The organism is Pseudomonas helmanticensis (assembly GCF_900182985.1).
Lineage (GTDB): Bacteria > Pseudomonadota > Gammaproteobacteria > Pseudomonadales > Pseudomonadaceae > Aquipseudomonas > Aquipseudomonas helmanticensis.
Genome location: NZ_FXUY01000001.1, coordinates 3,617,460 through 3,631,945 on the forward strand (window position 1 = coordinate 3,617,460; position 14,486 = coordinate 3,631,945).

The following is a 14,486-nucleotide window of genomic DNA, read 5'->3' on the forward strand; positions in this document are numbered from 1 at the left end:
CTGCGGATGATCTGATCCGCAGCCCCTTCAACTAATCCCGTCGGCGTTGAGCTGCCGGGTTACGCCTTAACGGATGGCAGAAATCAGCGCGCCGAGTTCACTCAGCGCTTCCTCCTGCAAGGTGCTCATCAACTCATCGAGGTAGAGCCCCACCGCGAGGCCTTCCGCCAAGGGGATACTGAGTGACACATTCTTTCGAGACTCCGCGCTGATAGCACCGACATTGCGCAAAATGATGCTGCGCCCCGTGTCAGTGTCTGTCAGCAGCAGGTGTCCATCCTTCTGCGTGACCAACCACTGCTCCATCGGCTGCAGCTGGAACGAAAGATGACTTTTCAACGCGTCGGGAAAATCGAAATCGACAATCAGGCAGTCAAGTCGTGCCCAGGTCCGCTGGTCGATAAAAAAGGAGGCGCCATCCGCCGCATATCTCAGGATCAGCGTATCAACGCCATCCGGAATCGGCGCAATCCGGCCAGATGACTGACCGCTTTCGATGACCAGCGTATTGGCTATCCGGCTGACTGTTTGCGCAGTCATCCATACGTCACTGAGCCTTCCATCTTCGCTACGGTTGCTGAACAGCTGCCGGCTCTGCGAGTCATGCAACACAAGGGTTTGACCGTTGGCGACGCCCACGTAGCCAGGCAAGTCTTGACCTCGCGCCGTTGCACTGAGCAAGCGACCGGCGTCGACGTCATACCAACTGCAAAGATCTTCGACCCTGCCTGCCGTCAGATACGGAGCACAATACTGACCCGACAGCAGCTTCTCCAGTTTCCGCTCCCGCGCCTGATGCGAAAACACGCCGTCAAAGAACTCGTTTTCCACACCGACAATACGCGCAGGCTCGCCTTCAAACACGTCGAACAATACGTGGTCATGTGCTCTGGCGCGCAAGCCGGATGCATGGGGCACCGCCCAGGCAAACGTGCGCTGTGGCAGCACCCTCTGCATTGGCGGGATCAAGTCGGCCCGTAACAGACGTGTTCCCGTACCAAATGCTGCGGATAAGCTTTCGGGAGTCATGAACGCTTGCCGGTAGATCCGCCCAGTCGTCCAATCGATCATTAATACGGCTTTTTTGTCCATGGTCTGCCTCAGCAACCCAAAGCTTTTCCCCGCCGTATCGGCGATAAGAAGTTGCTGATCGAGACACACGACATAGAGCGGCGAGTGATTCGAAGCAGCGCTGATGCCACCGACCTCCACAGCCCCGGCGGACCACATTGCGGCAGTGCCAAGGACCGAATCCCACCAACGAAAATTGCTGCCTGAGCGCTCTTGGCGGGCGAATAGCCAATCATTACCGAGGCCTGCCAAATGTCGTTCACCCGCGCCATTCAGGCGAAACACCATGCCCTCTTCAGTCAATGCAATGTATTGCCGGCCTTGACGGTGAATTTGCTGCACCTCGAGCGACAAGATGGATTGTGCAAAAGTTACCGAAGACTGTTCTTGTGCACTGATGCGCTGTCGATAGAGGAGGCGACGACGCAGGTTATGGAACAGAACCGTATCGAGTTCTGGCTGCTGTGGATCCAGAAGAGCCCAATCGAAGGCGTCGGCTTTGCTGTCCTCCTCTTTGAGCATCGGTCTAAAAACCCGTCCGTCGTCGCAACGTACCCAGACCCTGCTGAACGCTTTAGAACTGTAGTCCATGTAATCAATGGTAATGAACCTTGACCAACCGGCACTTGTCACTGGTTCGTCGTCAACGCCTGACGCTGCCGGTATCAACTGGTACCACGAGAGGAGATCGTCCAGGAAGACCGTCCCACTTCGAATCTCCCGACCTTCCTGATAGCTGAGATGGCCGGACACACCAATAATCGAGAGTTCATCTTCTTCGATCAGGTAAGTCATTTTGACGAACCGGTCTTCGTCGCGTTCGATGCGCCGAACCACTTGCAACGCACCGCCCGGCATCTCCTGGATCGCGGTAATCCAGGCTTTGGATTCTGTACGTACCAATTGGAAAACACGCATGATTTTCCCGGTGACAACATCAACACGCCAGATCAATGCATCAGCGGGGCAGTAGTAGTAAATGTGCTGGCCAATCCTGGGGCCCATGCAAATATCCGCGGCATACTTCGGGTCCAGCCCGCGAACCAACAGGAAAGAATCTTCACCTCGGTCAAACCAGGCGCTGGTGCGCACGCCGGTCAGAGCGTCCTGGTAATTGCGAATGACCGTGGGGCCATCCGCCAGACGGCTGGAACGTGCAAGTTCGCGAACTCGCTTAAGGGTCATCGGGCCGTCTTCATCCGGGCCGGCCTCCAGCTCCGTGAGCCACAGGGTTCCGGTTGTCCAGTCCACCTGATACGAATGTCCGTCGAGTTGCACAAGCACTGTGTTCTTGTCAGGCACCTGCACCTGTATCGCGCCCAGTTGCAGGACGTCGCCCTCGATTTTCACGCCACTTTTATTCAACCAGGCTGCGCGTAATGACCAGGTCATCGCGTCACCAGTCGAGACTCGCAAACGCAAAGACTTGACGCCCTCGGCCAAGGTGACCGAACAGTGCCCGCCCAATGCATCGATGTCATAAGAAAGATGGCCGTGTACCTCTTGCGGCAGAGTCGGTACATGCAGAAAACGCTGTTGCTTGCCCAGCACTACGCTGACCGTAGTTGCCACATAATTGGGCACCATTTTTTCAATGATGTATTCGGTGGGCAATTTGTAAAAGGTAAACCAGAATTGCCGCTTGCCGTAACGGTCATGCTCAAGCGCCAGTGCCGTTTCCAGATCTTCGCCCAGGGTTGTCGAAAAGGGCAACCCGCCAAACTCATAGGCCAGGTAGCAATCCGGCAGGCTCGGCAACACCACGCTTTCAACGTTTATGTTGTCACTGATTGCAAACTTTTCCGGCAGATCGAGCGCTTCTCGAATGCTGAATGCATGCTCGCGATCCGGGTCGATTCTGGGTGGATGCAAATCGGAGTAATCGTCGGCAGCGAAGATTTTCTGACTGCCAAAGGTGATGGTTCCGCTGCGCAGATCCAGTTTTGAATAAACCGCATGAGGGTTGGCAAAGAGAGTATCCCCTCGTACCGAGTAACCTCCGGTACGATACGCCTCGTTGACCCGATTCAAATACCTGCCGATCTGCTTGCCACGCTCTGTCCTGGCGCTGAAACCCTCGACCAGTGCACCGATGCCAACAGCCAGCCCGCCCAGAATGACACTGGCGCCACCAAGAAACGCAGCCGCCGTGGCCGCTCCGGCAACACCTGCGCCAAACGCTCCGGCGCCCAGCACCAGACCGGCGGTATCAAACGCCAGCTGTGTAGCGAACACCGCGCGCTGGATATCATTTTCAGCGTTGATCAACAAATAGATGTCGAAACCGATACTCGCCAGTTGCAGTGCATTCCCCACACCTTCGTTCAATACGTTGCCCAGCGCATTGCCCACAATTGCAGAGGTGGTGTTGGCCACACGCACACTGTCGGTGAACGCATGACGAACCAGCTCCAGCAATTGCACCGCGTCAACCACGAGTCCGTGGGCCAGTTGCGCGTAGGAAAGGTAACCGTGAATGCGCACCGCAGACGTCAATGCCGTCGAACCATCGGCGTGTTCCGCTTCCTTGAGCCCAAGCAACAACGCCTGAATGGCAAATCCGGCATTGAGCGTGTGGACCGCACCGACGTCGGTCGGATCGACCACGGGTGAACCTGCGCGCCTACCGGATAACTCTTCGAAGGAATCGCTCAGATAAGATTTGATTCCGGACAGGCGTTTGTCATCGGTCAACACCGTGCGCGTCTGATGCGGGTCTTTGGCGTTGACCAGAGTGATTTCACTACGTCCTTGTGCGGTGGGTTTCAAAGACTCGAATACTGGAACGAAGTCACGGCTCAGTTGATATTTTTCATGCAACTGATCGGTCGCACCTTTGATGATCCGCGCCCACTTGTGGGCGTCCACATTGACGAACGCTTGGCCAAGACGCGCGTTCTCCGACAGCGACCGTAGTCGCAACTGCGCATGATGGTGCCAGGGTTCGACAGGCCTCCCGCCAGCAATGGGGTCGTTGCCCAGCAGGTTTCCAACGCTGACTTTAGATGGCAAATCCGTGTCGGCGATGTTCACGCCGTTGAGATCCACCACATCGAAAGTGGCTCCGGGGCCCTCTGCAACGCCATAGAGTCTGGCGAGCGCCTCATCCTGCAAAAACCCCTGGATACCCTTGTGCAGTTCATCTATACGGGCAAACGCATACAGGCCGAAGTTGGGATCGTAGAAGCGATAGGATGCTTCATCTGCTCCCGCGACTTTGCTCACCAGCATCGAATGATTTTCGGTATTGAGCAGCAAACTGCCGCCGCTGGATTTGGCATCCAGCGCCTGTATCACTGCGTGCAGATTCGCCACCGGCGTTTTTTCGCCGAACTGCGCCATCGGGATGCCGCGCAACTCATCCAGCACATGCAGCAACGCCTGGGTTTCAGCTGACTCCGGGGCAATATTGGCCAGCGCCAGTTTACCGATCAGAGCGCGCTCTGCGGCGACGCCTCGTTCCAATGCTGCCGCCATGGCCAATGCCAATGGATAACAGCGCCGCCCCGGATCGCCCACACCCTGTACCAGCAACCCTTGTGGAAACTGTTTGGCTGAGAGAGCCCCGGACCGGAAAAACTGCTCACGTACCGCATTGCCTCGTGTGAGAATCGACGCCCGTTGTTCTTTTTTAGCCACGGCTTCTACCTGGCTCAGGTGTTCGCGCCATTGCCGTACGCTCATCGGCTTGGCAAAGGCCTGCGCCTTCAGAACCCGAGAGTTGTTTTCCCCCGTGCCGATTCTGGAAGTACTGAACTCTGTCGGTGCCGCGTAACGGTTGAGCAGCGTTTGTTCGATGACGTCATAGCGTGCGAACAGCCCACGATCACGGGTTTTTTCGGCAAAATCAACGGTGGTTTTCCAGGTGTCGGCGAACCCGTTCTGATCCAGTGTCGTAGAGCCAAACAGGCCGCCGAACATCACACGGTGCAACGGACTCAACTGATCCACAGGTAATTTACCTGCCGCGATCCACGCCAACGCTTCGTTCAAATTGCCCAGCGACTCGGCACCTGTCGATGGCGGCAGTTCACTCGTCGGTTGGTGCAGAATCTGCTGACGCGCTTCGAAATCGATAGAGAACGGAGTAGTGAACGCAATATCGCCGGTCAATCGGTCATTCATTGCACGCACGAACGGTTCACCCAGGCTGTCCAGCAATTGCTGCAACACCGACGTCAGCAACACTGGCTTGCCTTCGATGACCGGCCAGCCCTGCTTGAAGGTCAGTTTCTGACCTTTGAGCAGTTCATCCACATTGCCCAGGTAATGGTTTTTGTAAGCGCCATCGGCAATTCTGGTTTTTTCCAGTTCGAACCATTCGGGTTCGGTCCTGGCGTTGTCCTTCCAGCTATGGTGGGTCTCTTCTTCGGTGGCCAGATTGAAACCGTCACGCAGATCGACTCGGTCACTGATTTGTTGACGAGCTTCAGCAAGCGCTTTCTCGTTGACGTAATCACTCAAACCTCGCGAAACGGCCGTCGGGCCACTCATGGTAATAGCCGATTGGGCACCAAATTTGATGCCGTCGGCATCGTACTCAGCGACAGCCTGCAAAAACCCGTTTCGAACAATTAACTCGTCACCCCAGGTTGATAGCGGGCCATATATTTTCTCCATCTCGCTAATGATCAGATCGGAGAATGCTGCGGAATCTGTCAGTGAGATGTTCCCCTGACGAGCCAGCACCTCCACACGATCCAGAAATGCGTAATTACTGCGAATTTTATCGATGATTCCGACAATTGCCGCGGACCCGGCATGACCACTCAACATTGCGTTGGAAAGACCATTGAAAGGGATACTTTTTAAATCAACGCTATTTTTGTTGCCCACGCGCACTCCGTGTTGCGAAACAACGACATCGTTGAACGGTGCAAAAATATCCTTGAGTGTTGGGGCAGTCTTGGCAAACTCTATCAATGCGTTCTTTATTTGATCAGGCACTTTCTGGCGCAAATCCGCATATGGCGCGCTTCGCTTCGGAAGTATCTGCGGGTTAGAGTCGAGCAGAATCTGCGTTATTCCCATCCGGGTTTCGATGTCAAAACCGGAAAGATCCATGCCTGCGATATTTTTATGTAACGACGGCAACAAATCCGCATCCAGATAAGTGCCGCTTTCGAAATGCACCGCCTGCAGTCGGGTGATATCCGACGCCGCCGCCAGATTGCCGCGATAAGACAGCTCCCGTTCGTAAATTTCGAACAATGGTTGATTGGACAATTCGCTACGGATATCCCGAAGCGCAATGCCATTCGCTGCAACAGTTTCAAGCGACTGTAGATTGCGCGCCTTCAGCGTATTGAGCCTGGCCTCATCCTGACCATACGCACTGACCAAAAGATTTATTCTCGCCTGGTCGGCACTGACACCTGTAGCGGTGGCCTTCTCAACATACTCGAACATCTGCTGACGGAGAGCGCGAGCGCGCTCAACGTATAGCTTGCCAAGCCTCGCGGACTTCACCGATGCGTCTTGAGAGGCGAGCATCGCAGCCTGAGCCTTGGCCGATTCAACAATGATCCTGTTGGTTTCGTGCGCGAGTAGCCCATCACTGTCGTACCAGAGATTCAGGCGGTATCCATCCGCATCGGTCATCTGTTTCCAGACATTGATGTAATCCCCCTGAATAGCTCCGATGCCTCCGCCTACCCAGACAAAGTGTAACTTTCGCGCAACCGGTTTGCCTGAAGACAGAAGGTGCACGGTAGTGGCTAACCGGGCGTGGTAATCCGTAAGGTTTCCACTGAGCTTTTTGAGTTGAACATCGGACGTATCAGAAAGATTCGACTCGACGACTTCCTTGAGCAACCTGATTGCTGTCAGTTGTTCTGACCGATTCGCTGCCGCAACCGCGCCATTGTAATAACGCATCAGCTGTTCTCGCGTCATGTCATTGCGCAAACTCTCTGCAATGGACTCCAGATCAGCTCGTTTAAAAGCGGCTGAAAACTCACTGCCAGATATTAACCCATAATCCTTGCTATTCAACTGAGTATCCTTTTCTCACGCGAATATATATATCGAGACGTTCTTTATCATCACGACATCCAGAAACAATTACATATCTAATAAATCGCAATTAATCGCGCTACTTTCAAGTTCCATTCAATTGCAACAATTTAAAAACGAACAGAAACCATCAGCAAGCTTGCACTTGCGCCTCAGGCTGCAACTACAGGCAGTAACTGCTCGAGGGTCGTCCCGGCTTGGGCATTTGGCCCACCCCGCAACCACTGCACCAGTCTGGAAACCGGATAGGAATTTTGCCCTTCGAACCCGAGGAAGACGTTGCCACGCAACGCCGGATCGACCGAACACACATCGCGAAGGATGAGGCTGTGCTGGCGATCCGGATCAACAATGAGCAAATGCTCGCCGACCTCCGACAGTTGCAGTTTCCCCGGCGCATCCACTTCCCAGATCAACTTGCCGGGAATCGCCGGCCTCTCACCGGGTCCTGGTCGACAATCGACAATTACAGAGTCCAGTCGCAACCAGCTGGCTTTTGACAGGTGATAGCTCACACCCCCCTGTCCCATGCGCAAAACCAGACGCCTTACGTCATCGGCGATCAGCGGCAGCAGGTCGTTGACCTTGTTCTGCCCCTCAACCACGAGTACTTCGGCGTTGCGCTGCACATAGTCAAAAGGACCGATGCTGTCGCGACCGGGATAGACAGACACGCGATGTGCCTGGGGTTCATGCAACAGCACGTTGCCACGGCAGGTGCCAAGCAGTTCGCAGTCGCCGGGCAGGTCATGACTGGCCACTCGAATCATCCGTGCGTTGGCCGCGTCATACCATTGCAGAACGTCAGCCCCTGATTTCACAGCGATGAACTCACCATGCTCGGCGGTCTCCAGCAACGCTTGCAGCGACTCGAGCAAATGCTCGGCGTGTGCCCTTGCCCAGCGCTGGTCGACGCCAATGACCCGCTCCGTCTCCTGGTAGCGCAATTGGAGTGACACACCTTCCACCGACATGCCGCGCAAGCCGGAGCCTTCATTGGTCACACCACTGAACCGCCAGTCGTCCCACTCGGCCTGCGGTGCCGGCAACCAGTCGCCCGCCAATAATTGTTGACCTTTGCCAAATGCTTGCTCGAGTTGTCGACTATCGAAGAACGTCTGGTTCCAGATTTCACCGCTGGTAACGTCCAGCAGCCACGCTGCCTTGTTGTCCGGCGTAACGCCGAGCAAACGCACTTCTTTGTCGTGGCCCAGTTCGCACAGCAACAAGCGATTGTCCAGGTACCAGGCGCACAGGTTGCGCTCACCGCTTGTGTTGCGCACGCCGAGAATGGCGAAACTGTTGACCGGATACTTCTGCGCCAGCTCCTCCAGCGCCGACCACCACTGTGCCCGTCCTTTGAGCCAGCGCTCACTAAGCCCACCCAGCTGCACTTCACCTTCTGCGGTCAGATTGAAGAACAGCCCTTCGTCGGTCAGCGCCAGATAGCCGCCCTCGACCGCCACCACGTCTTTGAGTCCGGCCGGCTCCACCCACTGATGACTCCATTGCAACGGCCAGCGCTGATCATCGTCGGAGAAACTTCGCTGTACCCGGCAAAGCTTCTGCGCCGCCCTGTCGTAAATGAAATACAGATTCTGTTGATCATTTGCCGGTAACAACAGCAGATCGGCAAATTTGCTGATCGAGTCTTTCCAGCCACGGACCTGCCCGGCCGCAATAAGCGGATGAATACACAGGCGATCACGGCTGCGGATCCAGACCAGATCGCGTTTGTCCGGGTCGAACGCCCAGCAGACTGAAACGTAAGCAGCCGGTTGCCAGTCTAGCGTGGCGACCCCGTCGCGCTCGGGCACCGTCGACAACGGCACATAGTTACCGAGCACCTGCGACCAGTGCGTCAGCGCCTGCTGGGCGAAGACCCTTTCACCCAAATCGCGGTCCATGTCACGGGTGACCGAAGTGAGCTGCAGTTGACCGTCATGCAGCAGGTAGTTGAATTGCGTGGTGCTCTGATCAGGGCCCGTCCACTGTTGCTCGATATGAATCACACCCTGGTCGTCGACGTCGATTCGGCGGATGCTGCACTCCCCCTGCATCACCAGCATTCGATAACAGAACTGCAGCAGGCCGCTGACGGCATCGACCTGCCAGATCACATAGTTCTGAAGCTCGTAAAAGAACGCCGAACCGTCGACGACAGCCGCCAGTAATGCTTCATCGGCCTGCAACACTTGCTCATTGCGGATATACAAAAACCGTTCCCCGGCCGCGTCGTACCAAGCGGTGGTGTGACGCGGCTGGTGTGCAGACTCGAACGGGATCAGGTATTTGTGCAGCGGTGTGTAAGGCAGGACCAGCCGATGTTCGCGTACCAGTGACTGATAGTGTTTGAGCAGGCTCTGTTCGTCCTCACCAACTGGTGCGGTCTGTTCGAGAATCAGCAACTGGCCACGAGCGCGATCAACCCTGAACAGCTGCCGGTCGGCCAGGCGGATCAGCACTTCATGCCGCCCCTTGCCGGACAACGTTACCTTGACGCCGCCAATAATGATTTCCCTGCCGACCAATACCTGGACATCACGCTCGGTGGCCCAGGTCGCCACCAGCTTCCAGCTACACAACTGCTGGCTGGGCGACTCGAGCTCAACATTGATTCCGCGATTGAGGATCAGTGAGCAGGATGCCCCCCCTCCTTTAATCCGGTAAGACAGGAACGCATGCCATTCTGCAGGCGCCAACGGCACTGCCAGTGCACGCTCGTTTGCGTCCAGAAGAATCTCGATCACAGTTGGGCGATACGCCGGCGTCAGGCGATTAACGATGTAGTGAGTGGGAAACGAGTAGAAAGAAAACAGAAACTGCCACTGCCCCTCCCGATCCTTTTTTTCCAGACGCCGCGCTGTGTCGAAACCAGTGTCGTGGCGCAAGGTAGAGAAAGGCAACGCCTTGTATAGATAGCCGTAACACGTTTGCGGTGTGCATGGCAGCACCACGAGTTGCCCCACAGGTAGCGCCAGCTTGATGGTGCGAGGTAATCCCAGTTCGCGTTGCAGATTGAGCGCTTTCTGGTAGTCCGGATCAAAATCCGGCACGCCGAAATGATCACGCAGCCGATACAGTTTCGGGCTGTCCAGCGTCAGGGTTGCGCGATTGAAATCCAGGGTTTGCACGATCATCGCAGGATTTGCAGTCCAGCCACCCAAAGCATCATCGTAGCGATAACCCACACCCCGATAGGCAGTCTCCAGATTGTCGAAAAACAGTCCCACCGCCTGAGCCTGTTGCGCGATGCTGGCGAAACCCTGCGCCAGTGCAGCGACACCGACGGCCAGCCCGCCGAGGAGCACGCCGGCGCCGCCGAGCACTGCTGCTGCGGTCGCGGCGCCTGCCGTTGCGGCACCGAGACCACCGGCAGTCAATGCCAGACTGGCAGAATCAAAGGCCAGTTGCGTGCCGAACTGTGCCCGCTCGATCTCGTTGTCCGCCATCGCCAACTGGTAAACGTCGAAACCGACATTCGCCAGCCCAAGCACCGCCCCGACACCTTCGTTGAGAACATGCCCCAGCGCCTCGGCCACCACCGGCGCACACGTACGGGCGATGACCTTCTCTTCATTGAGCGCTGTTTTCACCAGGTTGATCAGGCCGGCTACATCCGTGACATTGCCGTGCGCCAACTGTGCGTAATTGACGTAGACATGCAGCCGCACGGCAGTGGTCAAAGTACGGTCGTCTCCTTCTCGCCCGCGCAAGGCGTTCATCAATGCCTGGATCGTGAACCCGGTATTGAGGGTGTGAACGGCGCCAGCCTCAGCCAATCCCGGCGCAGGTCTGGTACCCAGAGTCGAAAACTGCTCCGACAGGTAATTCCTGATTCTCAACAGACGATGATCCGTGCTGCTTACATGGACCACATGATCGCTATTCAACGGATCGACCAGACTGATCAGGTATTCCCCACTGGGGGTTATGTTCAGCGTTTCGAACAACGGCACCAGCGGTGTCACCGAGGTGTGCAACGCCTGCAACGCGTCGATCGCGTGGGCAATCTGTTGACCCCACCAATGACTGTCGAGATCGCTCAGGCTGCGTCCCAGATGAGCATTGCTGACCAGCGATTGACCGCGCGCACTGTTCAGACGCTGGCGTATCGGGCGTCCCGAGTGCTCCGGCAGCACATTGTCGGACTCCAGCAGTTGCCGCACACGAAGTCCGCCGGACAGCTCCTGGGCCGATATCTTTTGCCCTTGCAGCTCGATCAGATCAAACGTCGGGCGCGCTTCATCGCCATAAGCCGCATAGTATTTCGCCATGCCCTGCGTCTGGAAAAAGTCGGTCAGTGCACGCCAGAACAGGGTTGGGTGATTGAACTCGAACACGCCGAAATTGGGATCGTAGAAATGATAAGTGGCCTGATCGCCGTCGAAGGTTTTCGCCACCAGCATGGCGTGGTTGTCGGAGTTGAGCATCAGTGTCCGAGTGCTCTCGTACGCTTCAAGCGTGGCGCCGAGCTGCTGTAGATCAACGCGCCCCAAGGGGCTGCCAACTTCGTGCAACGGCACACCGCGCAACTCCTCAAGCGCTTGCAGAAACACCGCTGAATCACTTTGTTGCGGCTCGGCGGTCGCCAGGAAGAAGCGCTCGCGCAATCGTCGCGACGCCGCTACACCGTGCTCCAGAGCCGCACTCATGATCAGCGCCAGCGGATAACAGCGAGCACCGGGATCGCCCGGCCCAGCAAGCAACAGATCCTGAGGCACAAGCTTGACTTCACTGGCCTCGATCTGACCCAGCACCTGACCGAGCTGCAGGATCACCTGATCACGATGCTCTCGCGTGGCCACCTCTTGGATACGGGCGACATGCCGCCCCCACTGAAACAGCGTGTGCGCCTGCGCCAGCGCCGTTCGTTTCAACGTCAGAGCGCTGTCCGACGATACCGTCGGTTGATCGGCATAATGGGCGAGACCGGCCATGAACGCCGGTGAACGCTGCTGATAAAGATGACGTTCAATCGCCGCATAACGTGCCCAAGCTCCTACCTCAGCAACGCTGTTGGCCAGGTTATCGAGTTCGGCAGCCACCAGGCTCAGGCTAGGGTTATCCAGTGAACGCACGCCCAGCAGTTGGCCCAGCAGCGCCCGTTGCAAGGCACTGACCTGAAAAAACTGCAGTGTCCCCTCGGCAATCGCGCTCAGCACTTCATCCAGCGTCAGCCCCTGAGTCTGCGCATCGCCGAGCGACGCAGGTGCTCGCAGGTCAATGGGCTGAGCCTTTATAGCCTCGCGATCATCGAAACCGAGACCGAGGCCTGACGGAAAAACCAGCGGGCCGTTATGGCCTCGCCGCATCGCAGCCACAAAAGGCTCACCGAGCCTGTCCATCATTCGTTGCAGGACATCCACCAACAACACCGGCCGGCCCTCGACGACCGGCCAGCCTTCCTCGAACAACACGGTCTGCTGTGTGAGCAGCGCTGTGATATCGCCGTTATAACGCGCGCTGAATTGCCCTTCCCGCCAGCGCTGCTGCTCGTCGATGACCCATTGCTCAACATCGCTGGCATTGTCTTTCCAGGAGTGATCCTGCTCCTCCTCGGTCTTGTCGTTGACCACCCAGAGCGATTCGATGGCCGCCTCCAGGCGCAGCCTTTCTTCTTCTCGCGGGACGAAGTTGTGCCGGTGGTAATCGGCCATGCCATCGCGCATCGCTGCCGGACCGGTCAAATAGATTGTCCATTCGCTCTGCGCACGTATACCGTCGCTGTAGTAGCCCGCAGCTGCCAAAGCCAGATAGCTGGCCGCCACATCTTCGCTCATCGACAGGTCGGCGAAAGAACCGTAGGCCTGCTCGAGGACCTCACGCGACAGCACTGACATGTTGTCGAAATCGCTCAAGGCAACGCCGCGTGTCTCTGCCAATCGGGCCGTCTGGTCGATGAGCTGGTAATTGAAGCGAAACCGCTCGAGCACGCTTTTGAGCATCGGCGATTGCGCATGAGCCGCCAGAAAGGAGTTGCTCAACGTGCTCTGCACGGAAACGGCGCGCAATGCCTGTGGCCGTACGAGCAGTTCGGCCGAAGCCTGGAACACCTCGTTGAGCGCCGGTTGTTGCCGGGCAAAGGCTTCCAGCGCGGCGCGGTGCTCCTCGGGAATTTGCCCTAGATAGTCGGTGTATCCGTCGCGCCGTGCCTGGCGTCCCGGCATCCAGTGCGGGTTGTGGTCGAGCATCAGTTGCAGGACGCCAAGGCGCGCATCACCGCCGAACGTGCTGATGTCGACGCCACCCAGGGTCCTGACCAGCGGAGGCAGGTTATCGACATCGGCATATCCGCCCCCCTCGTTGTACAAAGCTTCGGCACGGACCACATCGGAGGCGGCAGCCAGATTACCGCGAAGCCGGGTCTCGCGATCATAGATGTCCTGCAATAGCAGCGGCGTGTCGAGGTCATGCAGATCGCGCAACTGCAGATCGTTTCCCGCCAGCTCCAGCAGGCTGCGGCGGTTTTGCTCGATCAGCGCCTCCAGATGTGCGGCGTCCTGGCCGTAGGCGCGAGTCAAAAGGTCGACCCGCGCTTCATCGGCAGACATCCCCTGTTCCCGCGCCGCGTTGATGTGCATAAACATCTGCTGCTTCAGAGTAATCGCCCGTTCCTCGTACAGCGTGCCCAGTTCGGCTTCGGAAACCTTTGCGCTGCCGCCGTGCTGCATCGCATCAGCCTTGGCCGCCTCGACGATCAGCGTATTGGTTTGCCAGGCCAGCAAAGCATCACTGTCGTACCAGAGATAGAGGTGATAGCCCTGTCCGTTCATCACCTGTTTCCACACGTTGAGATAGTCATGCTGGATCGCGCCAAGACCGCCACCCAGCCAGACAAAGTGCATATTCTTCGCAACCGCCGTTGCGGCACTTTTCTCATAGGCAAGGGTGTTTTTCAGGCGGCTTTCGAAGGCCTGAATATCGTCGTGGATACGTGTCAAAGTGTCCTTCGGTTGTGCCTCCGCCGGTTGTGCCCCCTCCTGGATGGATCGACGTACGCGAGGCAGTCCGATCAACAAACCCAGGGACTGCTTGAGCAATGCCAGCGGCTCGATCAGACGCGGGGAATCGAGCAAGGCGACACAGGCAAAGTAATAACGCCACACAGACTGATAAGAGTCACTGTCTTTGTGCGACAGCATTGCCTGTTCCAGATCCGCCTGCTTGAACAAGTTGATAAAGTTGACATAGCCACTAGCATCTTGCGGTCGTTGATCCTGCATGAAATTTCCTTCTTTACCCTGACCGATTTCATGAGTGCCCGCTGGCACCTGCATATCGGTCAAACTAACGACTGGAAAACAAACACTCAAACTTCAAGACTTTCAATACATGTCAAGACCGGCAACTTTAAAACAACTATTTACACTTGCAAAAGTAACCAGGCATTGCCCAAA

Annotated in this window: 2 protein-coding genes; both read right to left on the reverse strand. The window is 56.7% G+C overall.

Annotation, left to right across the window (positions count from 1 at the left end):
• Positions 1 to 66 precede the first annotated feature (66 nt).
• Entirely contained in the window at positions 67 to 7,065 is a 6,999-nt protein-coding gene (locus QOL84_RS16235) for a TcdA/TcdB pore-forming domain-containing protein (protein WP_283437858.1), read from the reverse strand.
• Positions 7,066 to 7,238: 173 nt separating this feature from the next.
• Positions 7,239 to 14,312, reverse strand: a complete 7,074-nt coding sequence (locus QOL84_RS16240; RefSeq protein ID WP_283437859.1) for a TcdA/TcdB pore-forming domain-containing protein — start codon at positions 14,310 to 14,312, stop codon at positions 7,239 to 7,241.
• Positions 14,313 to 14,486: the final 174 nt, after the last annotated feature.